Genomic DNA, 24,515 nt, shown 5'->3' with positions numbered 1-24,515 from the left:
CTGATAGACTCCCGATCCTTTGACGGCGCCGCACGTCGGCGCCATTCAGGAAACGACATGTCCAACTCCTCTTCGCCCGACCGTGCGCTGGCCCTGGCCACGCTGGCCATCCACGGTGGCCAGTCGCCCGACCCCAGTACCGGTGCGGTGATGCCGCCGATCTACGCCACCTCGACCTACGCCCAGTCCAGCCCGGGCGAGCACCAGGGCTTCGAGTACTCGCGCACGCACAACCCGACCCGTTTCGCCTATGAGCGTTGCGTGGCGTCGCTGGAAGGCGGTACCCGTGGCTTTGCGTTCGCTTCGGGCATGGCGGCCAGCTCGACGGTGATCGAGCTGCTCGACGCCGGCAGCCACGTGGTGGCGATGGACGATATCTACGGCGGCAGCTTCCGCCTGTTCGAGCGCGTGCGTCGCCGCACCGCCGGGCTGGATTTCAGTTTCGTCGACCTGACCGATCTGGCGGCGTTCGAAGCCTCGATCACGCCGAAGACGAAGATGGTGTGGATCGAGACCCCGACCAACCCGATGCTGAAGATCGTGGACATCGCCGCGGTCGCTGCCATCGCCAAGCGCCATGGCCTGATCGTGGTGGTCGACAACACCTTCGCCTCGCCGATGCTGCAGCGCCCGCTGGAACTGGGCGCGGACCTGGTCCTGCATTCGGCCACCAAGTACCTCAACGGTCACTCGGACATGGTCGGCGGCATGGTGGTGGTTGGCGACAACGCCGAACTGGCCGAGCAGATGGCGTTCCTGCAGAACTCGGTGGGTGGCGTGCAGGGCCCGTTTGACAGCTTCCTGGCCCTGCGCGGCCTGAAGACCCTGCCGCTGCGCATGAAGGCACATTGCGCCAACGCGCTGGCCCTGGCCCAGTGGCTGGAAAAGCACCCGGCGGTGGAGAAGGTGATCTACCCCGGCCTGGCCTCGCACCCGCAGCATGAGCTGGCCGGCAAGCAGATGGCCGGCTACGGCGGCATCGTCTCGATCGTACTCAAGGGTGGGTTCGAGGCGGCCAAGCGCTTCTGCGAGAAGACCGAGCTGTTCACCCTGGCCGAGTCGCTGGGGGGGGTGGAAAGCCTGGTCAACCACCCGGCGGTGATGACGCATGCTTCGATTCCCGTGGCACGCCGCGAACAGCTGGGCATCAGTGATGCGCTGGTAAGGCTGAGCGTGGGCGTGGAGGATCTGGGGGATCTGCAGGTGGATCTGGAACGGGCGCTGGGCGGGAACGTCTGAGAATGGGCATCCTTTCGGTCTTCGGCAAGCACCGCTCGCTTGCCTTCGAGCTGACCCAGCGCGAGGTTCTTGGGCGCTACCGCGGGGCCAGCTTCGGTCTGCTGTGGTCGCTGATCAGCCCGTTCCTGATGCTGCTCGTCTATACCATGGCCTTCGGCTACATCATGAAAGGCCGCTGGCCCGGATCGACCGGATCGACCACCGACTTCGCCCTGATCCTGTTTGCCGGCCTGACCGTGCACGGCTTCTTTGCCGAGTGCTTCACCCGTGCACCGCAGCTGATCGTCAGCAACACCAGCTACGTCAAGCGCGTGGTGTTTCCACTGGACCTGCTGGTCTGGAGCATGGCGTTCTCGGCGCTGTTCCACCTGCTGATGAACATGGTCGTACTGCTGATCCTGTACTTGTGCGTGAAGGGCAGCGTCCCACCTACCGCGGTGCTGCTGCCGGTGGTGGTGTTGCCGCTGGTCATCCTCACCGTGGGCGTAGGTTGGATCGTTTCCGCGCTGGGTGTGTACCTGCGCGACATCGGCCAGATCGCCGGCGTCATTGCCACCGCAATGCTGTTCCTGTCCTCGGCCATTGTGCCGCTGGATTCGGTGCCGGCCAGCTACCGCATCGTGTTCGAGCTCAACCCGCTCACCTTCATCATCAACCAGGTGCGTGAAGTAGTGATCTGGGGGCGCCTGCCGGACTGGACTGGCCTGGCCATCTACACCGTGATCGCTTGCGTGGTCGCCGTCATCGGCCACCGCCTGTTCAACAAGCTGCGCGTGGGGTTTGCCGATGTCCTCTGAAACTGCCCTGGCCGAGACCGTCATCCAGGTCAACGGTGTCGGCAAGTCGTATCACATGTACGAGCGGCCCTCGCATCGCCTGTGGCAGGCCCTGGCCGGCAAGCGCAAATCCTTCTACAAGGATTTCTGGGCACTGCGCGAAGTCAGCTTCTCGGTCCGTCGCGGACAGACGGTAGGCATCGTCGGGCGCAACGGGTCGGGCAAGTCGACCCTGCTGCAGATGATCGCCGGCACCCTGAACCCCACCGAAGGCAGCATCACGGTGAAGGGGCGCGTGGCCGCGCTGCTTGAACTGGGCAGTGGCTTCAACCCCGAGTTCACCGGCCGCGAGAACGTCTATCTCAATGCCACCATCCTCGGCCTGACCCGCGCGCAGATCGACCAGCGTCTGGAGAGCATCCTCGCCTTCGCCGATATCGGCGAGTTCATCGACCAGCCGGTACGCAGCTACTCCAGCGGCATGTCGGTCCGCCTTGCCTTCGCGGTCATCGCCCATGTCGACGCCGACATCCTGATCATCGATGAAGCACTGGCCGTGGGCGATGCGTTCTTCTCGCAGAAGTGCATGCGCTTCCTGCGTGAGTTCCAGAAGAACGGCACGCTGCTGTTCGTCAGCCACGATGCCGCCGCTGTCACCAACCTGTGCGAGAACGCGGTGTGGCTGCAGAACGGACGCATGCGCCTGTCGGGCACCTCACAGGAGGTGGTCGAGGCGTACATGACCGAGCAACATGTGGTCGGCCGTCGTGAAGTGGGTGGCGAAACCATCGTGGTCGAGAAGAAGCAGCGCCGCAGCACTGCTGAAGCTCCCGATTTCCGTCGTGATCAGTTCCGCGACGAGGGTGTCATCAACCGCATCGCGCTGTTCGAATTCGATCCGGAGAATGTGGGGCAGGAGTTCGGCGCGCAGGGCGCGCGCATCGTCGACGTGGCCATCCGTGGCGACGACGGCGGCGCACTGACCCTGGTCGAAGGGGGCGAGCTGGTTACCCTGCAGGTCACGGTGAAGCTGGAGGAGTCGCTGGACAACCTCATTGTCGGCTTCTACGTGAAGGACCGGCTGGGCCAGCGCCTGTTCGGCGACAACAGCTATTTCGCCTGCAAGGATGCGCCGGTGGGTGGCGCGGCAGGGCAGACGGTGCGGGCCACGTTCCAGTTCCGCATGCCGGTGATGCCGTCCGGCTCCTACATGATCGATGCAGCCGTCGCCTCTGGCGACCTGCATGACCACACGCAGCAGCACTGGATCCACGACGCCCTGGAGTTCCGCGCGCTGGACGAAACCATGCGCTTTGGACTGATCGGCATCCCGATGCTGAATATCACCTTGCAGAACAACGATGTCTGAGCGGCCCCTGTGCGCGCTCGACCTGAGGGAAGTGGAAGATGGCAGACGAGTTGATCATTGAAGGTGCGGCGGATCCGACCGCAGCCATTTTTCGTCACGGTGCAATGTTCACCCGCCCGGAGTTTCTGGAGACATCGGGCTGGCTGGAGCATGTTCCGTTTGCATTCTGGGTGATCCAGGCGCATCGGCCGCGCTCGCTTGTCGAGCTCGGTTCCCACCGTGGCATCTCGTATTTCGCGTTCTGCCAGGCGGTCAAGGAGATGGGCCTGGACACGCGCTGCTATGCGGTCGACACCTGGGAAGGTGACTCGCAGGCTGGTTACTACGAAAACGATATCCATCGCAGCGTCGTCGAGCGCAACGAACGCAGCTACGCTGCGTTCTCGACCCTGCTGCGGATGACCTTCGACGACGCGCTGGACGAAGTGCCCGATGGCTCGGTCGACCTGCTGCATATCGACGGCCTGCACACCTTCGAGGCGGTCTCGCACGACTTCACTACATGGCTGCCGAAGATGTCCTCGCGCGGCGTGGTGCTGTTCCACGATACCAACGTGCATACTGAAGGCTTTGGCGTCCAGCGCTTCTTCGCGCCGTTGCGCGAGCGCTATCCGAGCTTCGAGTTCCTGCATGGCAATGGCCTGGGCGTCATCGCTGTGGGCGGCGACATTGGCGAGACCATGAGAGCACTGTTCGCCAGTGCTGGCGTGCCGGCCGCCGAGGCCTTGGTCCGTGGTGCGTTCTCACGCCTGGGCGCAGCCTGCACCGATCGCGTTTGTGCCGAGACTGCCGAGGCCGAAGCATCGCGGCTGGGCTCGGAGAAGGAATCGATCTACGCCTGGGCACTGTCGCTGGAGTCGGAGCTGGAAGGCTCCAAGCGCAACTACCAGCGCCTGGAAGGCGAGTTCGACGAGCGCACGCGCTGGGCGCTGGAGCTGGACCAGATCGTCCAGGCCAGCGGTGGCCACAACGCCATTGCTGAATTGCGTGAACGCAACGATGCGCTGGAGGCGCAGCTGGAACAGGTGCGGGGCGAGAAGGCGGACGTCGAAGCTGACCTGCGACGGCACCAGGAGGCATCGCAGCACGAAGCGGCCGAGCTGCGCCGATTGCTGCAGACGGCTCATGAGACCGCTGCCAGCCGTTCGGAAGTCAGCCGTGAGCTGCAGCGGCGCTCTGGTCTTGCCTTCCGGCCCGGTGCGGAAGGCACCTCCGAGCTGGAAGTGCAGCGCGTCATCCGCGAATACGACGAGCAGCTGGAGAGCCTGAACGATGCTTTCACAAAAGTGCTCGCTTCCAAGTCCTGGCGCATCACGCGCCCGATGCGCTTCGCTTCGCGCCTGCTGCGCGGGGATGTGCCCGCCATTATCGCGTCGCTGCGTGCAAGTGGCTTGGCGCGCTACCCGCTGCTGGCACCGCTCGCACGCCCGGTGCGGGGCTGGCTGCTGCGCCATGACAAGGGTCAGGTCGAGCCGCCTGCCGGCCTTGCACTGCCGTCAGTGGTGGAAGACCCGGACGAAGTGCTGAAGACCCTGTCCTTCCCGGAGCATGAATTGCCGGAAGTCAGCATCGTCATTCCCACCTACGGCAACCTGCCGCACACCCTGGCCTGCCTGCGCTCGATCGCTGCGCATCCGCCGGCAGTGAGCTATGAAGTCCTGGTGCTGGAGGATGCCTCTGGCGATCCCGAGATCGAGAAGCTTGTGCCTGTGCCGGGCCTGCGCTTCCATCACAACCCGCAGAACCTCGGCTTCCTGCTGTCCTGCAACCAGGCGCTGGAACTGGCCCGGGGCCGCTACACCTATTTCCTCAACAACGACACCGAAGTACGTCCGGGCTGGATGGACCAGATGCTGGACGTGTTCCAGCGCATGCCCGACTGCGGCATGGTTGGTTCCAAGCTGGTCTACCCCGACGGCCGCCTGCAGGAAGCCGGTGGCATCATCTGGCGGGACGGCTCGGCCTGGAACTACGGCCGCCTGGATAACCCGGCCGACAGCCAGTACAACTACCTGCGGCCGGTGGACTACTGCAGCGGCGCGAGCCTGCTCATTTCCAGCGCGCTGCTGCGTGAGCTGGGCGGCTTCGATCCCGAGTTCGTGCCGGCCTACTGCGAGGACTCGGATCTGGCGTTCCGCGTGCGCAAGGCGGGTTACCAGCTCTACTACTGCCCGACCTCGGAAGTCGTGCATTACGAGGGTATCTCTCATGGCACCGATACCGGCAGCGGCATCAAGGCCTACCAGATTGCCAATCAAAAGAAGCTGCGCGAGCGCTGGCAGGACGAGCTGGCACGGCACGAAGCCAATGGCGAGCACGTGGTGCTGGCGCGCGACCGTGCCTGGCAGAAGGAAACGGTGCTGATCGTCGACCACTACGTGCCGCAGCCTGATCGTGACGCTGGTTCGCGGACCATGATCGCCTTCATCGATGCGCTGCTGGCTCGTGGCTGCGTCGTCAAGTTCTGGGCCGACAACCTGTATTTCGATCCGATCTACACCCCGCCGCTGCAGGCGCGTGGCGTGGAAGTGATGTATGGCGGCCAGTGGGTGGGCGGCTTCGCGCGCTACCTGGGAGAAAACCCGCACGTGCGCACGGTGATGCTGTCGCGCCCGCATATCGCCGAGCATTACATCGATGCCCTGCGCAAGCACCCGGATGTTCGCAGCGTCTACTACGGCCACGACCTGCACTTCCGTCGCATGGACATGGAGGCCAAGCGCAACGGGAGCAGCGATGGCGATGCGCGTTCGATGGAGCTGCTGGAGCGGCGCATCTGGAAAGCCGTCGACCGCGTCCTTTACCCGTCGGCCGAAGAGGCTCAGGACGTGCGCGTGCTGGAGCCATCCGTTGATGCACGCGCGATCCTGCCGTACGCCTTCGACCACTTCAACGATGACGCCGTGCCCGCGCAGCGTGCCGGCATCCTGTTCGTTGCGGGCTTTGCCCACGGCCCCAATGTGGACGCCGCACAGTGGCTGGTCGAGTCGGTGATGCCGCAGGTCTGGGCGCGCCACCCCGGCGTGAAGCTGTCGCTGGTCGGCTCCAACCCGACCGATGCCGTGCGCGCCCTGGCAGGCGAGCATGTCGAGGTGACCGGCTTCGTCAGCGACGAGGAACTGGCCCAGCGCTACGGGGCCGCGCGCGTGGCCATTGTGCCGCTGCGCTTTGGTGCCGGCGTCAAGGGCAAGGTTGTCGAAGCCATGCAGCAGGGTCTGCCGCTGGTCACTACAGGTATTGGTGCCCAGGGCCTGGTCGGCCTGGAGGCGGTAGTCACTGTTGCCGACGAGGCCGATGGCCTGGCCGCAGGGCTGTTGTCGTTGCTGGAAGATGATGCGCTGTGGCTGCAGCGGTCGCGTGCAGCCGCCAGCTACTGCCGCAGTCAGTTCTCGCGCGATGCACTGGGCCGTGCGCTGGAATCGGCATTCGCAATGGAGAAGAAGGCATGATCGTTCGTTCGCGCGCGCCGCTGCGCCTGGGCCTGGCCGGCGGTGGTACTGATGTGTCGCCGTTCTGCGACCAGTTCGGTGGCTACGTCATGAACGTGACCATCGATAAGTTCGCCTACGCGACCCTCGATGGCTCGCCCGATGGCCTGGTGGAATTCCACGCCCAGGATGCGGGCGCCTGCGAACGTGTCGATCCGCTGGCCGTGGAGGCCGGTCCCGGTCCTCTGCAGCTGATGAAGGGCGTCTACCTGCGGGTCTGCAACGACTTCCTGCAGGGCGAGCGTCCGGCCATCCGCATCCGCGCGCACTCCGATGCGCCGCCTGGCTCGGGCCTGGGCTCGTCCTCGACGATGGTCGTCGCCCTGGTCACCGCTTTTGCCGAATACTTCGCATTGCCGTTGGGCGAATACGAGATCGCGCAGTTGGCTTACCGCATCGAGCGCGTCGACCTGCAGCTGTCTGGCGGCAAGCAGGACCAGTATGCGGCGGCATTCGGCGGCTTCAATTTCATGGAGTTCTACGACGCCGACCGGGTGATCGTGAACCCGCTGCGCATCAAGGACTGGATCTGGTCCGAGCTCGAGGCCGGCCTGGTGCTGTACTTCACCGGCGTGTCGCGTGCATCGGCCAAGATCATCGATGAGCAGTCGCGCAATATCAAGGAAGGCAAGGCCAGTTCGCTCGATGCAATGCACCGTTTGAAGGTGGAAGCCAGCCAGATGAAGGAAGCGCTGCTGCGCGGTGATTTCGAGCGGCTGGCGCAGGTGATGCAGTCCGGTTGGGAAGCCAAGAAGCTCAGCGCCAGCAGCATCTCCAACCCGATGATCGATGAGATCGAAGCGTTGGCGATGCGGCACGGCGCGCGAGCGACCAAAGTGTCTGGCGCCGGTGGTGGCGGCTTCATGATGTTCCTCTGCGATCCGGCACATCGGGTCGACCTGGTGCGCGCGCTTGCGGGCGCTGGCGGCACCGTTTTTGATACACACTTCACCCACCAAGGTGCAACCGCATGGAAAATCGGATGAACGACTTCATCAAGGCCGAGTTCGGCAAGACTCTCGAGAACTTCCAGCGCATGTCGACGGATGCGGCGCTGGCGTCGCAGATCGAGCAGGCAGTGGCACTGTGCGTGGACGCGCTGAAGGCCGGTCGCAAGATCCTCTTTGCCGGTAACGGTGGCAGTGCCGCAGATGCGCAGCACTGGGCAGGTGAACTGGTCAGCCGCTTCTACTACGACCGTCCGGGTCTGCCGGCGATCGCGCTGACCACCGATACCTCGATCCTGACTGCCATCGGCAACGACTACGGCTACGACTACACTTTCGCGCGCCAGATCGAAGCACTTGGCCAGGAAGGCGATGTGTTCGTGGCGATTTCGACCTCCGGCCGTTCGAAGAACATCATGCGCGCGCTGGAAGCCTGTGAAGCCAAGGGCGTGCGCGTTATTGGATTCACGGGTGAGCACGGTGGCGACATGAACGACCGCTGCGATATCTGTTTCCGGGTGCCTTCCAACGAGACGCCGCGCATCCAGGAGGGGCACGAGTTCATCGGCCATCTGCTGTGTGCGTTGATCGAAAGCGAAATGTTCCCGCGCTGACATGGCCGCTGACGAAGTACTGATTCTGGCCGGCGGGTTGGGCACGCGCCTGCGGGCGGCGGTGCCCGATCTGCCGAAGCCATTGGCCCCCGTAGCCGGTCGGCCTTTCCTGGCCTATCTGCTGGACCGCTACGAGGCGGCCGGCATGCGGCGGGTAATCCTCGCCATCGGCTATCTCGGGCAGCACGTGGAGCAGGCGGTGGGCGCCCGGTGGGGAGCCATGGATGTTGTGTACTCGCGTGAGTCGGAACCGCTGGGTACGGGCGGTGCGATCGCCCAGGCCGCGCGGCTCTCATCGGGCAATGGCCTGCATGTGTGCAACGGTGATACCTATCTGGAGTACGAGCCGGCTGCGCTGGAGAGCGCCGCCGCAGGCCTTCCGATTGCCATTGCACTGGCATCGGTGCCCGACGTAGCGCGCTATGGCGCAGTTGATGTCGAAGACGGCCGGGTGCGCAGGTTCCGTGAGAAAGGCGGTGGCGGTCCGGGCCTGATCAATGCGGGCAGCTACTTCCTTACCCGCCAAGGGCTGGAAGCATTGCCTGTGCAGGATCGCTACTCCTTCGAGCAGGATGTGCTTGAACCGTGGGTGGTGCGGGGGGGTGTGGGGATGATGGCTGAGACCTCCGGGTTCATCGATATCGGGGTGCCCGAAGATTTTGCCCGGGCGCAGCATCTCTTCGCTCGCGTACAGCGATGAGCGCCGCGATGCCGACGCCGATCCTCAACCCGTGTAGTGCCGGCGGTCTGCCTCCTTCGCGGCGCGCCTTGCTGCTTGACCGCGACGGCGTGATCAACGTCAACTTCGGCTACGTGCATACGCCTGAAACCACTGAATGGGTGGAGGGCATTGATGCCTTGTGCGTGGCAGCCCAGAGTGCCGGTTTCGGCCTGGTGGTGGTGACGAACCAGGCGGGGATCGGGCGTGGGCTCTACACCGAAGCGCAGTTTGCTGACTACACCGCGTGGATGTTGCGGCAGTTGTCCGCGCGAGGCATCGATATCCTGCGTGTGTACTATTGTCCGCACCATCCCACCGCCGGCCAGGGCATTTACCGGGCGCAGTGTGCGTGCCGCAAGCCAGCGCCGGGGATGATCCTGGCCGCCGCACGGGATCTGGGGATCGATCTGGCCGGCTCGGTGATGATCGGCGATAAAGCGTCGGACATGCAGGCGGCGCTGGCCGCCGGTGTGGGGCGCTGCATCCAGATTGATGATCCATTGGATGCGCGTCTGCCCGGGGTGGCTTATGTACGCGATCTCAGCCAGGCGCGCGAGGTCCTGCTGGGCGCTTGATGATGCTAGTGTGGCGAAGTGTGCAGTGTGGGACTCGGTGTCGCGGTATCACCAGGGAGACGCAGCATGATGAACCAGGATCGCCAAGACGTGCCCGAGCCAGGGCATACCTTCCATCCGTCCGCGGCGGCGGGGGAGCTTTCGCCAGCGGACAGCAGCGGTGAAGCCGCTGACATCGCTGGCACGGAGGGGGCGCCAAGCGCGCATCACACATCGCAGGCAGATGACTATCCCGAAGAAGACAGGGAGCCGGATCCGCCGTTGATTCAGGCGCCTTGTCCGCTGTGCCAAGAGGCTGCACCGTTATACACAACGATCGATGCGGTGGCGTATCACGCCTGCGCGACCTGCGATTTCATTTTTGCTGATCCAGTGCTGCTCGACCGCATCGATCAGGGCTTGGCCGCCCGCGAATACGATGCCCAGTACTGGGCAGCTGAACTGGCATCGGCGCGACAGCGCTCATATGGATCATCCATGGCCCGGCTGGCAGAGGCGCTGCTCTACTGCACTGTTCCGGTTGAGCGATTCATCGATATCGGTACTGGTCCCGGATATCTCCTGGATGCGGTTTCCCATTATCTTCCGCACTCCGCACAGCGTTTCTATGGGGTGGAAAAGTACCCGCCGGCGCAGCAGTATCGCACCGGCAATGCCAATTATCTCTGTGCCGACCTCGCTGATGTCCAGATGACGTTCCAATGCGGAATCTGCGTGGAAGTCCTGGAGCATCTCACCCCGGCGATGGCCAAGGGCGTGGCTGCGGCGATGGCCAACGTCTCCGGGCCTGGGTCATTGTTCCTGTTCAATACGGGCCTTACCGACTATGTGCGCAACGAGGACCCCGGGTACCTGGATCCGTACTTCCGTGGCCATGTCACGTGCTGGTCGGTGACCGCCGCGCGCCGGATCTTTGGACCTGTCGGCTTTCAGGTTCACCCGTTGCCTGGGAAGAGCTGGGCATTCATCGTGGAAATGCCGGGGCCATCGGCACGCGCGGCAATTCCCATGGGTGATCGCATCTGGACACCTGAACCGGAGAACGTGGACATCCTGGTTTCCCCGCAGACCGGGGAGCTGATGCATATTCTGGGCAGGGAAAGCGCGCGCGCCTACGCCTGAGGGATCCTGCTCCGGCCGCGTCATCATTATGGTCGCCGCGGATATTCCGATTCGTTGAATAGTGCACAGCGGGGCCCCGAGACGCTCTGGTATCATCCGGCGTGAAAATTTTGTGACCGGAATGTGAAAAATTGAACCACGGAGCCAAGCAGGATCCCTCATCCGCACCACGTTGCACTGTCTCGTTCGTATTAGCTTTGGCGATTTTCGGCACGTTGCTCATCGGCGCGCTGCGCTGGCTGGTGATAGACGGCGCTCCCGGGCCTGTGGGCATCCTGCTGGATGTATTGTTTGCTGGCCTGTTCTTGTTGCTGGTGCGTGGCGCTGGGGCCAGTCGTACCCAGGCGGTGGCGGCGGTGGCAATCTGGCTGCTGCTTTTCCAGTTGGCACACATTCTTAAGTTATCCGCACTGGGCTCGCCGGTCTTCTTCAGCGACATCTTCACTTTGGGTGTGCTCGCCAGCGTGTTCAAGCCGTGGCAAGTCGTGCTCGCTGCCGTGACGGTGCTGTTGCTGGCCTGCGTGCTGCTGTACGGCGTGTGGCCGAATCGCCTGCGGCGCTTGCCATGGTCGATCGTGGCATTGCTGCTGCCTTTGGCGCTGTACTTCGGTGCACCTTGGGAAGCACGCATCGTCGATGCCGTGCTGCCGGCGCCGGCCAGCGACTACGTCACCCATCTGCAACGACGTGGTGGCATGCAGTTCCTGTTGGACCAGCGGGCGCGTAAATATGAGCTCGCGCTCAAGGGCCGTAACGTACTGGCAGGGCTGCGGCTGGACGAGCGCCCGCAGTTGGCAGCACGACGGAATGTGCACCTTGTGCTACTGGAAACCTTCTGGGACCCCATGGCATTGAAGGCCTTCCAGTTCGACCGAGATCCCTTCGATCCTCGGTTCCGCGCGATGCTGGAGCAGGGGGGCAATTCGGCGGTGATGACGCCGCACTTCGGTCACCTCACCGCCAATGCCGAATTTGAAGCGCTGTGTGGGCTGCCGGCCACCGAGGATGCGGTGTTCCAGAGCCGTATGAAGGATGTGTTGCCATGCCTGCCGCGCCTGCTGCGCGAGCTGGGCTATGAGACGCTGGCCTCGCATTCCAATCATCAGGATTCCTGGGGCCGTGATACCGCTTATAAGTACATGGGCTTTGCACAGTTCAATGCCTATCAGGCGTTCGTGCGCGACGATCTGGACGGCGTGTTCCTGAACGACGCCAGCTTCTTTCGGCAGAACCGCGAGGTGCTGGCGCGGATGGATCGCTCCACCCCCCACTTCAACTATCTGGTCACCATCAGTTCTCACTATCCCTATCAGCTCAACCACGAGCGGCGGCCGCCTCTCGTACAGGTCACGCCGTCCAATTCCATGGTGCAGAACTACGCCGATGCGCTGGCCTACTCAAGCAGGGCCTTCATGGATTGGGTCGAGGCGGTGCGCGCGGACGATCCTAATGCGCTGATCGTGGCATTTGGCGACCACGCTCCGGCCATGCCGCCGGACCAGGCGCCGTATGCAATGTCCGGCATCAATACCAGCAGCCGGCCATTCGACGGTGCCGATACGCTGGTGGCCATGTCGCGCACGCCTCTGATTTTCATCGACGGCCGCAAGGGCGCGGTGGATGTAGGCACCATGCCCTTGGAGTTCCTTCCGGTGGCCATTACCCGCGCGCTGGGTGTGATCCCGGGGCGGCTGCCCTATCTGACCGATGACATGGTGAGCCAGCGGGCCCACGACAGCACCCGCTTCCTGGGTAATGTTCTGACCGTCGACAACGGCCAATGGCAGCTATGCCGCGAGGCACCGGCCAAAGGCACGGCCTGCGCCGAGGCGGTGCAGCTCTACGATCGCAAGCGGGCGTTGCGTAATGTGCTGCTTGCCGAGTCGCGCGCGAACTTCAATGCGTTGGGTGGGGCGTGGTTGAACATGGCTACGCCGATGCAGTTCGGCAGCGGTGAATGCCTGCTGGAGGTCAGCGACTGGGGCCCGAAGGATGCCGTCGCCGGGGCGCCGTTCAACAAGCAGAAGGAAAGTGGCCTGAGCGCGACCTGGATGAAGGTTGCGCGTATCCAGGGCAGCCCACAGCTGCGCATTGGCGCGGTGACCACTCCGGTGGTGGGTTCCGGTGACATCCTGGCGGGCTTGTGGCCGGCGCCCAGCGTGATCAACCAGGCAGGAAGCCAGCCAGTCCAGGTGATCTGCGGCGGCAAGGTGGTCAACGTATTGGGTGACATGCAAGTGCGCGCAGCCCCGAGCGCGGCAAGGGCGATGCCGGCCACTGTTACTGGTCCTTTGAAGGTGGTGCTGGAGGGGCAGGGCATGGCCTCGGTCTCAGCCACTGCGGTATCCGGCCAGTGCACGGCGCAGGGCATGCAGCAGGGTGTGGTGCGCGTCCAGTGGTCGCGTACGCCGGTTGCCGGTGACGGCGGCATGCGTGTCCTGATCGAGCAGGAAGGGGGCGAGCGCCAGCTCTGGAGCGCCAGTGGTCCGGGGGGCGAGTCTACGACGGGGCCATGGGCGACGGAAAATCTGAAGCTTTGGTTTGAAGATGCCGGTGGTGGCGAGCTGGGGTCGGCGGTGCTCAGCGCACCGTCCTGCATGGTAGAGCCGTCTTAATCCTGATTTCTTTGCCAATCATAAGAATGTCTATTCGGCGCGGATCGTAGGTCGACCCGGTTGCACGTCATGCCCCAGTGTTGCCGGTGACGAGTCGCAATACTCACTACTTGTACCCCCGGCTTCATATCGAGCGACTTCAGGTGCATGTCAGCAAAGCCAACTAAGGGTGTCTGCAAAGTAACCGCCCGCGATGATCGCCCATGTGCTTGGTTTGGGCGTCCTGCCTCTAATGCCCTGAACCTCGCGTTCCCGGTGGGTATTGCATTGGCCTTGGGCTGCCTCTGGCGCAGCTGCAGAGCCCCAGGCCGCGACCTGAATTCTGGTGTAGGACCAGCCCCTCACGCTGCTTGCAGAGTTTGGGGATCGGGCGAATGGAGGGGGGAAGTCCAGTTCCGCCCGCGCCACGCCATTCCCTGGGGGAACTTATGGTCGATTCGACCGGGAGCACCGCACCTGCATAATTTCCTGCAGTCACTGATGAAGTGAGGCGGCGCAGGGGATACATTGCAGCCTTGGATTATTGTCTTGGTGCACCAAGCGGGTCCGTCATTTGGACTCTATGCTGGAACCGAAAACATCAACAGCACTACGCGTGTGGAAAGAGATGGCGCAATTGCAAGGTGGGCCTTCCGGTAAATTCTCCCGGGTCTTTGCGCATGGGCGTCCGTACACGCGGCGGCTGGCTGCGGGCGGCTCTATTATCTACCATAGGGGCCCGCGCGTTCAGACGGTACGCGCCCGCGCTGCCATGGAGCTGCACCTTGGAAAAGTCATCGACGACCATGCATCTGTCCGACTATTGGGTGCGGCCCCGCGTTCAGATAATTGTCGGCGCGATGGCCGTGCTGTTCTTTGCCATTGTCCACCAGGTCTATCTGGGCAGGGCGCACCCGGACGCGCTGTACATGGACTCGCTGCGGCTGCTGTTCCAGCTGGACCAGTGGGAAGCCGGCACCCTGTCGACGCTTGACTTCTGGGGCCAGAGTTCGTCCCATCGCGGGTTTGTCAACCAGCTGTTCCTGCTGATCAATGTCAATCTGTTCCACCTTGACGTGCTGTTGATCAATCGGATCACGGGTCTGGTTACCGCCACCGTAGCCTTGATACTGGTGCTTGCGTGGTGCCGGGACAGCAGTGCGGCGCTTCGTACGCGTTCCGATGCGCTGGTGGTCATGGCGGTGTCGATCACCATCGCAGGGTTGTGTCACAGCTGGGCCGGCTTCGAGCTCTTCACGCTGGACCTTGGCTTGCCTCTGTGGGTAAAGAATCTGTGTTTCGTCGGATTCTTCAGCCTGCATGCGCGCCTGCTGTCAGGGGCCTCGCGGCATCCACACCTGTTGAGCGCGTTGCTGGCCGTGCTGGCGGTGGTGGTGGTGCTGGTGGTCGGCATGGGCTGGAACTATGCCTTCATCGGCGCGGTGCTGGCCTTGCAGGTGCTGTCCATGCTGCCGGCATGGCGCGCGCCGGGGCGCTGGTACGGCCTGCTTCCCTGCGTGTCGATGCTGGCAGCGTTCGCGCTGTACCTGGCGTCGGGCACGGTGACTGACGCCGCCGTGCAAGCCAACACCTTGGCGCTCAGTGGCGATACACCCTTGATCACCCTGTATGCGCTGGGCTCCACCATTGGCAATCCTGCGGCCATCACGCAGCGGTTGCCGGTCTGGGTGATTGCGGTTGCCGGCGCGGGCATTCTGCTGACCGGACTCATTGCCGTGCTGGCCTGGTTGCGCCGCGGTGCGCCTGGCTCGCGCCTGCCGATCTACCTGATCGCTTACGGCGCGCTGGTGGCCTTCTCGGTCACCCTCGCGCGCGGTGCCGACGGTCCAGGGGGGGTGATGGCATCGCGGTACTACATGGATCTGGTGTTGGGGCTGATCGGTGTGGTCTGGATCATCGTGCGTGAACTGCGCGCGCTGGGAAGCACGCGGAATGCAGCAGTGCTGGTCTGGGGCATGCTGGCTGCGATTGGCGTGATGCATCTGGGTACCTATTACTACGAATGGCGCGCTGCTCCCTATCGGGCGCTGGCCTTCGCAGACATGAACCGGGCGCTGTTGAATTCCGTGCCTGATGACAATGCCGCAGCGCTCTTGCAGTCTCCGCTGTCGCATGCGAGGCAGGGCGTGGAAATCATGCGCGAGCGACAGTTGTCGATCTTCGAAGGTCATCCGGAACTGCGTTGTTCCGGTGCCGATGTTGCGTTTGCGCAGGGCTGGCGCAAACCGGAAACGCAGGGGCGCTGGTTGAAGACCGATGGCGAGCTTACGCTGCCGAAGTCATGTGCATGCGAAGTTGTAGCCGATTTCTACGTGCCCATGGTCTTCCACGCGCGCCGCGTCGAAGTTCGTCGCGCCGGCCAGATGCAGAGCGTGTCGATACTGCTGCCCGGACAGACCAGCAGTGTTGAACTGGGCAAGGCCGGTACCGAGGCAAGGGTTGTGCTTCACGCCGCACCTGCGCCGGACCACACCCCTGCCGAGGCCGGTACTGCAGACGAGCCGGAACTGGGCGCGCTGCTGACCGGCTTCTCGGTGCGCTGCGCGGTGCCCTGAACATGGCCAGCCCGAAGAAGCCCGATGCGCCGTTGTTCAGTGGGGAGGCTGGCCCGCTGCAGCGGTTGATCAGGGATCAGCGCGTGCTGTTCCTGCTCGTTGGCGGTGCCAATACCGCCTTCAGTACTGCGCTGTTTGCAGCGCTGAGCTGGTTGCTGGGGCCCAGCGTGCCCTCGGCGGTCAGCCTGTTCATCGCTTGGGTCGTGTCCCTGGTGTTGGTGTTCAACGTATACCGGCACCTGGTGTTCCGGGTCAGTGGCCATGTGCTGCGTGACTTTCTGCGATTTGTCGGGGTCAATACGCTCAGTTTCCTGTTCAACGCAGGAGCTCTGACGCTGCTGGTGGAAGGGGCTGGTCTGCCAGCCATTCCGACGCAGATCTGTATTACCGTCGTGGTTGTGGTGTTCAACTACGTCGGCCACAAGTATTTTTCTTTCAGAAGGACGTGATCATGCAGGCTGAACTGGGGCGGGTGCCGCGCGTGTCGGTGGTTATCCCGGCCTACAACAACGGGCGTGATATCGCCGCGACCGTGCGCTCGATCCTGGCCCAGGATTACCTCGATTTCGAGCTGGTCATTGCTGATCATTCTTCGGCCGACGATACCGCTGCAGTCATCGCCTCGTTCGCGGACGACCCGCGCGTGCGGGTTCTGGAGCCTACCCCGGCCGGAGGTGGGGCGCAGGCCAACTGGAATCGGGTCAGCCAGCATGCACGTGGCGAGTTGATCAAGCTGGTGTGCGGTGACGATCTGCTGGCGCCGCATGCGTTGCGCATGCAGGTGGCGGCATTCGATGCGAACCCGAGCGCGGTGTTCGTTGCTTCCCGTCGTGATCTGGTCGATGCAGGGGGCAAGCAACTACTCAAGGCGCGCGGGCTGGCGGGCCTATCCGGTTGCATTCCCGGGCGAGAGGCCGCATTGGCGTCCATTCTGGCTGGCACCAACATCTTCGGCGAACCCTGCTGTGTGATGCTGCGCCGGGACGCGTTGGAGCAGGCCGGTTGGTGGGATGCGCGTTTCCCGTACTTGATCGACCAGGCCAGCTACAGCAACGTGATGATCCAGGGGGACATGGTCGCGCTACCGGAAGTGCTGGCCAGCTTCCGGATCAGTGCCAGCCAATGGAGCGTGCGCTTGATGCGCCAGCAGTCCGAGCAGGCTATCGCTTTCCATGAGTCCTTTGCGCGCGAACATCCTGGCCTGGCTACGTCGGCACAGTTGCGGCGTGGCAACCTCAAAGCGCGCGTGATGGCATGGGCTCGCCGCCTTGCCTACATGTGGCTGCGGCGGCGCATGTAACTCAGCTATCGATGGTGGGGTCGGCGTCCAGGTTGCAACGCTCACCCACCACGAATTGCGGGCGGTTGTTGACGTTGAGCAGGATCCGGCCGGTGTATTCGCCGATCGCCCCCAGGGCCAGCAACTGCAGGCCGCCCATGAAAAGGATGGCGACGATCAAGGAAGACCAGCCCACGGCCAGGTCCGGATTCATCAGCTTGCGGGCCACAACGATCAGGGCGAACAGGAAGGCGGCGCCTGAGGCGGCGATGCCGGCCAGCGACACGAAGCGCAGTGGCACGATCGAGAAGCTGGTAGCCATCTGCATCCACAGCGCAATCGACTTGCGCAGGCTGTAGCCGGACTTGCCGTCTTGCCTGAGGTGGTGGCGCGCGGTGATTGAGGTGAAGTTGCTGGTGGACTGCAGCAGCAATCCATCCACGTACACGAACGGGCCTCTGTAACCCAGCGCGGTCTGGCAAACCTCGCGGCGAATGCCACGGAAAGGCGACAGGTACAGCCCGGTGGGTTTGTTCAGCAGACGGCTGGCGACCCAGTCGTTGAAGCGGCTGCCCAGGCGCTTCCACAATGCATGCTGGCGCGCTTCGAAGCGCACATAGACAAGATCCGCGCCGGCTTCCAGCGCTTCGACGATCCGCGGAATGTCGTTCGGATCGTGCTGCAGGTCATCATCCATGGTGATGATGTAGCGCCCCCGTGCATGGGCAAACCCTGCCATCACGGCATTGTGCTGGCCGGCGTTGCGGCGCAGGTTGATTCCCTTCAGCCAAGGGCGGTCGGCGGCGAGTGCCTTCAGTACCTCCCACGAATTGTCGGGGCCGTGATCATGTACCAGCACCGCCTCAAATCCGTCAGCGCCGGCGACGCCACGTAGCGATTGTTCGAGCTTCTGCACAAGCGTGGGCAGGATTGAAGCACTGCCATAGACAGGAATGACGACGGAAATTTCAGGATTCATGAGGGGTGCCGTAGTACTTCTGGATCACGCGAAGGGGATAGTCTGGACCAAGATCCAGCCCAATGTCGCGCGCAACGGCCTCGGCCAGCGAGCTGTCCACATGCATGTGCTCACCACGTTCGACCAGCTGCACGATCGCCTTCTTTTCCAGTACCTGTTCAAACAGCTCCACCAGGTGCGGCATGGCCAGCGACCATGGCGAGGCGATGGAGGCCAGCGCAGGGGCGTCGCTTGAAGCGAGCAGTCGTGTGGCGATGGCGGCCACGTCATCGATGTCGATCAGGTTGCGCTGGGCGCGCGTCCACAACGTCAATGGCCGAGCCTGCACGATGCAGTCGCGCAGATAATTGGTGAGTGTATTGGGGTTGCGGGTGCGGCCCACTACCTGCGGTAGCCGGAACACCACGCCCTTGCCCGAGTCGAGAACCCGCTTTTCCATGTCACGCTTGTGCTGGAAGTAGGGGGAATTCTGTTCGGGATTGACGACATTGCAGCTGCCGAAATACACCAGGCGCTTGCTTGACTGGTCAAGCGCGGTCTCCAGCAGGGTGCGTTCACGTAGAAAAACAGCCGCGTCGCGCTCGCCGGAGTTGGACACGCCCGACGCAAAGACAAGGGTGTCTGGATCATCGGCAAAGCCATGGAAGGCACGCGCGATCAAGCCGCTACCCAGGATCATGCAGCGATGTCCGCGAAGGAGGGCGACAAACTCTTCATAGTCATGACCACGCTACATCCCTGCAATAGAGACCAGGCCGGTCCCCTCTCAATGAAAAGCAGAATAGACCAGCAGGGGAGCCGGACCAAGCGCAGCGGCGCCATGGTCCGGTCCCGGCATCAGCAACTCAGCCCAAGGCCTTTTCCAGCTCCGGCAGGATCGCAAACAGATCCCCCACCAACCCAATATCGGCAATCTCAAAGATCGGCGAATCCGGATCCTTGTTGATCGCGACGATCGTGCCGGCGTCCTTGATGCCGGTCAGATGCTGGATCGCACCGCTGATGCCCACCGCCACATACAGCTCCGGGGCGATGATCTTGCCGGTCTGGCCCACCTGCAGGTCGCTGGGCACGTAGCCGGCATCGACCGCGGCGCGCGAGGCACCGACGGCGGCGCCGAGCTTGTCGGCCAGCTGGAAGATGACCTTGAAGTTCTCTTCCGAACCGACGCCGCGGCCACCGGAGACCACGCGCTTGGCGCTCTGCAGGTCCGGGCGGTCGCTGGCACCTGCGGCGAGGCCGACGAAACGGGTGTGGGTCGGCAGGGCAGCATCGACACTGGCCGCTTCAACGGCGGCACTGCCACCCTGGGCGGCTTCCGGCCACGAGGCGGCACGCACGGTGGCGACCACGATCTGGTCGGCCGGGACTTCCACGGTGATGATCGCGTTGCCGGCATAGATCGGGCGCTTGAAGGTGTGGCTGCCTTCGACGGTCATCAGGTCGGAGACCTGGTTGACGCCGAGCAGGGCGGCCACGCACGGCATCAGGTCCTTGCCGAAGGTGGTCGACGGGCCGAACACGTGGGTGTAGCCCTTGGCCAGCTGCGCGATCTGCGGCGCCAGCACCTGGGCGATGGCCTGCGCGTTGGCAGCGTTGGCCACGGTCAGAACCTTGGCGACGCCAGCGATCTTCGCGGCTTCAGCGGCAACGGCGGCCGGGTCGGCGGCCAGCACCAGCACGTCGATGCTGGCACCGCTGATGGCGGCAGCAGCGCTTACGGTCTTGGCGGTGGCGGCGTTGAGCTTGCCGTCGTGGTGTTCGGCGATGACGAGAATCCTGCTCATTACAGCAACCCCTTCTGCTTGAGTGCGGCCACCAGTTCAGCCGCGTCCTTGACCATCACACCCTTGCTGCGCTTGGACGGCGCGGCATACTGGGTGGTCTTGAAGGTATCGGCGGCTTCAACGCCCAGATCGGCCAGCTGCAGGGTCTCCAGCGGCTTGGCCTTGGCCTTCATGATGTCCGGCAGCTTGATGAAGCGCGGCTCGTTCAGGCGCAGATCGGTGGTGACCACTGCCGGCAGGTCCACTTCCAGCGTTTCCAGGCCGGCGTCGACTTCGCGGGTCACCGTGGCCTTGCCATCAGCAATCTCCAGCTTGCTGGCGAAGGTCGCCTGCGGGCGGCCCCACAGCGTGGCCAGCATCTGGCCGGTCTGGTTGGCGTCGTCGTCGATGGCCTGCTTGCCCAGGATCACCAGGTCCGGCTGTTCCTTCTCGATCAGCTTGAGCAGGGTGCGTGCGGCTGTCAGCGGCTGGATGGCCTGGTCGGTAACGACGTGAATGGCGCGATTGGCGCCCATGGCCAGGCCGTTGCGCAGGTGCGCCTGGGCATCGGCCGGGGCGATGGTGGCGACCACCACTTCGCTGGCAATGCCCTTGTCGCGCAGGCGCAGGGCTTCTTCCAGGGCGATTTCATCGAAGGGATTGGGGGACAGCTTGACGCCGTCGGTGACCACGCCGGAACCGTCCGGCTTGACCTGAATGCGGACGTTGTAGTCCACCACGCGCTTGTACGCGACGAGGATTTTCATCTGGTACGGGGTCCTTCAGTAACGGGGAGAACGTCCGGTCCTGCAGCAGCAACCGGTTCGGGGGTGGGATCCCGATTCTAGCTGGCTTGGGACGACCATGCGAACGCGTATGGTCATGTTGCGATGCGGCATGGCTCGCGTAAGTATCGTGAGTCGTTCACGTCACGCAGGCAGTCGTGAAGACGAACCACATGTATCCTGTGCCGCTGTGTCGGGCGCTTCATAGCGCCCCTTGGATGAATTTCGATCAGGAGAACAGGTAGTGCCCACATGGCTTGTCACCGGCGGCGCCGGATTCATTGGCGGTAACTTCGTTCTCGAGGCCGTCGCGCGCGGCGTCAAAGTCATCAACCTCGATGCGCTGACCTACGCCGGCAATCTGAAGACCCTGTCCAGCCTGGACGGCAACCCGAACCACGTGTTCGTGCAGGGTGACATCGGCGACAGCGTCCTGGTGACCCGCCTGCTGGCCGAGCACCGGCCGGACGCCGTGCTCAACTTTGCTGCCGAGAGCCACGTGGATCGCTCCATCGACGGTCCTGGCGCCTTCATCCAGACCAACGTGGTGGGCACCCTGGGCCTGCTGGAGGCGGTCCGTGACTACTGGAAGGCGCTGCCGGCCGAGCAGGGCGCGGCCTTCCGCTTCCTGCACGTATCCACTGACGAGGTGTACGGCACCCTGGGTGAGACCGGCAAGTTCAGCGAAACCACGCCGTATGCTCCGAATTCCCCGTACTCGGCGTCGAAGGCCGCCTCGGACCACCTGGTCCGTGCGTTCCACCACACCTACGGGTTGCCGGTACTGACCACCAACTGCTCCAACAACTATGGCCCGTACCACTTCCCGGAGAAGCTGATCCCGCTGGTGATCGCCAAGGCGCTGGCCGGCGAGCCGCTGCCGGTGTACGGCGACGGCAAGCAGGTGCGCGACTGGCTGTTCGTGTCCGATCACTGCGAGGCGATCCGCACCGTGCTGGCCAAGGGCCAGGTTGGCGAGACCTACAACGTCGGTGGCAATTCGGAAAAACAGAACATCGAAGTGGTGCAGGCCATCTGCGCACTGCTGGACCAGCGCCGCCCGCGTGCGGATGGCCAGCCGCGCAGCAGCCAGATCACCTACGTCACCGACCGCCCCGGCCATGACCGCCGCTATGCGATCGATGCGTCCAAGCTGAAGAACGACCTGGGCTGGGAACCGGCCTACACCTTCGAGCAGGGCATCACCTTCACCGTCGACTGGTACCTGGACAACCAGGAATGGGTCAACGGCGTGCTGGACGGCAGCTACCGCCTGCAGCGCATCGGCACCGCAGCCTGAACCCGGGAGACACCATGACGCAGCGCAAGGGCATCATCCTCGCCGGCGGCTCCGGCACCCGGCTGTATCCGATCACCAAGGGCGTCAGCAAGCAGCTGCTGCCGGTGTACGACAAGCCGATGATCTACTACCCGCTCAGCGTGCTGATGCTGGCGGGCATCAGCGAGGTGCTGATCATCAACACCCCGCACGAGCAGGCCCTGTTCCAGCAGCTGCTGGGCGATGGTTCGCAGTGGGGCATGGACATCCAGTACGCGGTGCAGCCCAGCCCCGATGGCCTGGCCCAGGCCTACCTGATCGGCCGCGACTTCGTGGCCGGCAAACCGAGCTGCCTGGTGCTGGGTGACAACATCTTCCACGGCCACGGCCTGCGCGACGTGCTCAAGCGCGCCGATGAGCGCACCGACGGTGCCACCGTGTTCGGCTACTGGGTGAATGATCCTGAGCGCTATGGCGTGGCCGAGTTCGACAAGAGCGGCAAGGTCATCGACCTGGTGGAGAAGCCGGAAAACCCGCGTTCGAACTATGCGGTGACTGGCCTGTACTTCTATGACGGCAAGGCCAGCGATTACGCGTCCGAGCTGAAGCCGTCGCCGCGCGGCGAGCTGGAGATCACCGATCTCAACAAGCGCTATCTGGGCGAGAGCAACCTGCACCTGGAAGCGCTCGGCCGTGGCTATGCCTGGCTCGATACCGGCACCCACCAGTCGCTGCTGGAAGCCTCCAACTTCATCGAGACCATCCAGACCCGGCAGGGCCTGCAGGTCTGCTGCCCGGAAGAAATCGCGTTTGGCCAGGGCTGGATCACCGCCGAACAGCTGGAGGCACTCGCCGCGCCGCTGATCAAGAATGGCTACGGCCAGTACCTGCACAAGCTCGCCCTGCGTGGAGTTGTTCCGTGAAAGTGATTGAAACCAAGTTGCCTGGCTGCGTGGTGATCGAGCCGGCGGTGTTCGGCGACGCACGCGGCTACTTCTTCGAAACCTGGAACGCCGAACGCTTTGCCACACTGGGCTTGCCGGACCGCTTCGTGCAAAGCAATGTCTCCACCTCGGCGCAGGGCGTGCTGCGTGGCTTGCATTACCAGTGGCCGCGGCCGCAGGGCAAGCTGGTCAGCGTGCTGGAAGGCGAGGTCTATGACGTGGCCGTCGACATCCGTCGCGGTTCGCCGACCTTCGGCCAGTGGGAAGCGGTGGTGCTGAGCGCGGAGAACAAGAAGCAGTTCTGGATTCCGGAAGGCTTCGCCCACGGTTTCGCCGTCCTGTCCGAGCGCGCGGTGTTCAGCTATCTGTGCACCGAGGTCTACCTGAAGGACTTCGATGCCGGCGTGCGCTGGAACGATGCCGACATCGCGGTGGACTGGCCGGTGAGCGCACCGACCCTGTCGGCCAAGGATGAGAGCGCACCTTTCCTGAAGGAGATCGCCGAGGACCGCCTGCCGGTCTACAGCGCATGACCGTGCTGGTGTTTGGCGGTAACGGGCAGGTCGGGCAGGAACTGCTGCGCGCATTGGCCCCGCTGGGGCCGGTGCTGGCGACCACGCGCAGTGGCCAGCTGCCCGACGGCAGCGCGTGCGAGGTGGCCGATTTCGGCCAGCCCGACAGCCTGCCGGCCCTGCTGGACCGCCTGCAGCCGTCGGTGGTGGTCAATGCCGCCGCCTACACGGCGGTCGACCGTGCCGAGCAGGACGTGGAGGCCGCGTTCGCGGCCAACGCACAGGCGCCGGGCGTGATCGCGCGCTGGTGTGCCGCCCATGGCGTGCCGTTCGTGCATTACTCCACCGACTATGTGTTCGATGGTCAGGGCACCGCGCCGTACCGCGAGGACGAGCCGACCGCGCCGCTGGGTGTGTATGGCACCAGCAAGCGCGATGGTGAGGATGCAGTACGCGCGGCCGGCGGTCGCCACCTGATCTTCCGCACGGCCTGGGTGTATGCCTCGCATGGGGCAAATTTCCTGCGCACCATGTTGCGCGTCGGCGCCGAGCGCGACCAGCTGCGTGTGGTGGCCGACCAGGTCGGTACACCGACGCCGGCCGCGTTGATCGCTGATGTTACTGCGCAGGCGCTGCGGCATCCGGGCCAACTGTCCGGTACCTGGCACCTGACCGCCAGCGGCCAGACCAGCTGGCATGGGTTCGCCGAAGCGATCTTCGCCGAAGCGCTGGTTACCGGCGTGTTGGCGAAGGTGCCGGCGGTCGAGGCGATTCCCAGTTCCGAGTATCCGACCCCGGCCAAGCGCCCGGCCTGGTCGGTGCTGGACAACCGCAAGCTGCAGCAGGATTTCAGCATCGTACTGCCGAGTTGGCAGGATGGCCTGAAGCGGGTGATGGCGGAGATTGCCTGACCCGGCAGGCGGTGTGCCGACCGACGGTCGGCACCCACC

21 protein-coding genes are annotated in these 24,515 nt (G+C 63.9%); 17 read left to right on the top strand and 4 right to left on the bottom strand.

Annotated features, from left to right (window positions below; all coding sequences use genetic code 11):
• Positions 1-57 precede the first annotated feature (57 nt).
• The 13 genes from AC5P6A_RS11455 (at position 58) to AC5P6A_RS11395 (ending at position 17,321) form a co-directional block, all read left to right on the top strand.
• Positions 58-1,239, top strand: coding sequence for a cystathionine gamma-synthase (locus tag AC5P6A_RS11455; RefSeq protein WP_329842765.1), 1,182 nt, complete (start codon positions 58-60; stop codon positions 1,237-1,239).
• A gap of 2 nt (positions 1,240-1,241) precedes the next feature.
• Positions 1,242-2,036 (top strand): ABC transporter permease, encoded by a 795-nt coding sequence (locus AC5P6A_RS11450; RefSeq protein ID WP_329842766.1) that lies wholly within the window; start codon positions 1,242-1,244, stop codon positions 2,034-2,036.
• Complete coding sequence (locus AC5P6A_RS11445) at positions 2,026-3,384, top strand: ABC transporter ATP-binding protein (protein ID WP_171953387.1); 1,359 nt, start codon at positions 2,026-2,028, stop codon at positions 3,382-3,384. Before AC5P6A_RS11450 ends, AC5P6A_RS11445 begins: the two co-directional genes overlap by 11 nt.
• A 38-nt stretch (positions 3,385-3,422) precedes the next feature.
• The gene (locus tag AC5P6A_RS11440) at positions 3,423-6,833 is read left to right on the top strand and encodes a class I SAM-dependent methyltransferase (protein WP_329842767.1); all 3,411 of its coding nucleotides are present in this window, start codon (positions 3,423-3,425) and stop codon (positions 6,831-6,833) included.
• Positions 6,830-7,858, top strand: coding sequence for a GHMP family kinase ATP-binding protein (locus AC5P6A_RS11435; RefSeq protein ID WP_329842768.1), 1,029 nt, complete (start codon positions 6,830-6,832; stop codon positions 7,856-7,858). The genes AC5P6A_RS11440 and AC5P6A_RS11435 overlap by 4 nt, the downstream gene beginning before the upstream one ends.
• Positions 7,855-8,433 carry a D-sedoheptulose-7-phosphate isomerase gene (locus tag AC5P6A_RS11430; protein ID WP_329842769.1) on the top strand — a complete coding sequence of 193 codons (579 nt, stop codon included), beginning with the start codon at positions 7,855-7,857 and terminating at the stop codon, positions 8,431-8,433. The genes AC5P6A_RS11435 and AC5P6A_RS11430 overlap by 4 nt, the downstream gene beginning before the upstream one ends.
• A 1-nt stretch (position 8,434) precedes the next feature.
• Positions 8,435-9,133, top strand: coding sequence for a sugar phosphate nucleotidyltransferase (locus tag AC5P6A_RS11425; protein ID WP_329842770.1), 699 nt, complete (start codon positions 8,435-8,437; stop codon positions 9,131-9,133).
• Entirely contained in the window at positions 9,130-9,729 is a 600-nt protein-coding gene (locus tag AC5P6A_RS11420; RefSeq protein WP_329842771.1) for a D-glycero-alpha-D-manno-heptose-1,7-bisphosphate 7-phosphatase, read from the top strand. Before AC5P6A_RS11425 ends, AC5P6A_RS11420 begins: the two co-directional genes overlap by 4 nt.
• 66 nt (positions 9,730-9,795) lie before the next feature.
• The gene (locus AC5P6A_RS11415; protein ID WP_346714944.1) at positions 9,796-10,851 is read left to right on the top strand and encodes a methyltransferase domain-containing protein; all 1,056 of its coding nucleotides are present in this window, start codon (positions 9,796-9,798) and stop codon (positions 10,849-10,851) included.
• Between the two features lie 131 nt (positions 10,852-10,982).
• Positions 10,983-13,466 (top strand): LTA synthase family protein, encoded by a 2,484-nt coding sequence (locus AC5P6A_RS11410; protein ID WP_346714943.1) that lies wholly within the window; start codon positions 10,983-10,985, stop codon positions 13,464-13,466.
• A gap of 659 nt (positions 13,467-14,125) precedes the next feature.
• Positions 14,126-16,021 carry a hypothetical protein gene (locus AC5P6A_RS11405; protein ID WP_346714942.1) on the top strand — a complete coding sequence of 632 codons (1,896 nt, stop codon included), beginning with the start codon at positions 14,126-14,128 and terminating at the stop codon, positions 16,019-16,021.
• Positions 16,022-16,023: 2 nt separating this feature from the next.
• Positions 16,024-16,470 (top strand): GtrA family protein, encoded by a 447-nt coding sequence (locus AC5P6A_RS11400; protein WP_188248907.1) that lies wholly within the window; start codon positions 16,024-16,026, stop codon positions 16,468-16,470.
• Positions 16,471-16,472: 2 nt separating this feature from the next.
• The gene (locus AC5P6A_RS11395; protein WP_108755347.1) at positions 16,473-17,321 is read left to right on the top strand and encodes a glycosyltransferase family 2 protein; all 849 of its coding nucleotides are present in this window, start codon (positions 16,473-16,475) and stop codon (positions 17,319-17,321) included.
• Between the two features lies 1 nt (position 17,322).
• Here the strand turns inward: AC5P6A_RS11395 and AC5P6A_RS11390 are convergent, their stop codons facing one another.
• From AC5P6A_RS11390 to AC5P6A_RS11375, 4 genes are all read right to left on the bottom strand, one after another.
• Positions 17,323-18,279: a glycosyltransferase family 2 protein gene (locus AC5P6A_RS11390; protein ID WP_329842778.1), complete on the bottom strand. Its 957-nt coding sequence runs from the start codon at positions 18,277-18,279 to the stop codon at positions 17,323-17,325.
• Positions 18,269-18,958, bottom strand: coding sequence for an NAD-dependent epimerase/dehydratase family protein (locus tag AC5P6A_RS11385; RefSeq protein WP_108755349.1), 690 nt, complete (start codon positions 18,956-18,958; stop codon positions 18,269-18,271). The genes AC5P6A_RS11390 and AC5P6A_RS11385 overlap by 11 nt, the downstream gene beginning before the upstream one ends.
• A 166-nt stretch (positions 18,959-19,124) precedes the next feature.
• Positions 19,125-20,066: an electron transfer flavoprotein subunit alpha/FixB family protein gene (locus AC5P6A_RS11380; protein ID WP_346474879.1), complete on the bottom strand. Its 942-nt coding sequence runs from the start codon at positions 20,064-20,066 to the stop codon at positions 19,125-19,127.
• The gene (locus AC5P6A_RS11375) at positions 20,066-20,812 is read right to left on the bottom strand and encodes an electron transfer flavoprotein subunit beta/FixA family protein (RefSeq protein ID WP_019660968.1); all 747 of its coding nucleotides are present in this window, start codon (positions 20,810-20,812) and stop codon (positions 20,066-20,068) included. The genes AC5P6A_RS11380 and AC5P6A_RS11375 overlap by 1 nt, the downstream gene beginning before the upstream one ends.
• A 262-nt stretch (positions 20,813-21,074) precedes the next feature.
• Here AC5P6A_RS11375 and rfbB point away from each other — a divergent pair, with 262 nt between their 5' ends.
• From rfbB to rfbD, 4 genes are read left to right on the top strand one after another with little or no spacing between them, the layout of a single operon-like run.
• Positions 21,075-22,130: a dTDP-glucose 4,6-dehydratase gene (rfbB, locus tag AC5P6A_RS11370; RefSeq protein WP_346714941.1), complete on the top strand. Its 1,056-nt coding sequence runs from the start codon at positions 21,075-21,077 to the stop codon at positions 22,128-22,130.
• Positions 22,131-22,144: 14 nt separating this feature from the next.
• Complete coding sequence (rfbA, locus tag AC5P6A_RS11365) at positions 22,145-23,032, top strand: glucose-1-phosphate thymidylyltransferase RfbA (protein WP_171953394.1); 888 nt, start codon at positions 22,145-22,147, stop codon at positions 23,030-23,032.
• Complete coding sequence (gene rfbC / locus AC5P6A_RS11360) at positions 23,029-23,586, top strand: dTDP-4-dehydrorhamnose 3,5-epimerase (protein WP_171953395.1); 558 nt, start codon at positions 23,029-23,031, stop codon at positions 23,584-23,586. Before rfbA ends, rfbC begins: the two co-directional genes overlap by 4 nt.
• Positions 23,583-24,476: a dTDP-4-dehydrorhamnose reductase gene (gene rfbD, locus AC5P6A_RS11355; RefSeq protein ID WP_346474880.1), complete on the top strand. Its 894-nt coding sequence runs from the start codon at positions 23,583-23,585 to the stop codon at positions 24,474-24,476. The genes rfbC and rfbD overlap by 4 nt, the downstream gene beginning before the upstream one ends.
• Positions 24,477-24,515: the final 39 nt, after the last annotated feature.

The sequence above is a fragment of the Stenotrophomonas sp. YJH_SMC_20 genome (assembly GCF_059367845.1).
The sequence above is the reverse complement of the archived record's forward strand: the minus strand, read 5'-3'. Positions and strand labels throughout refer to the sequence as shown.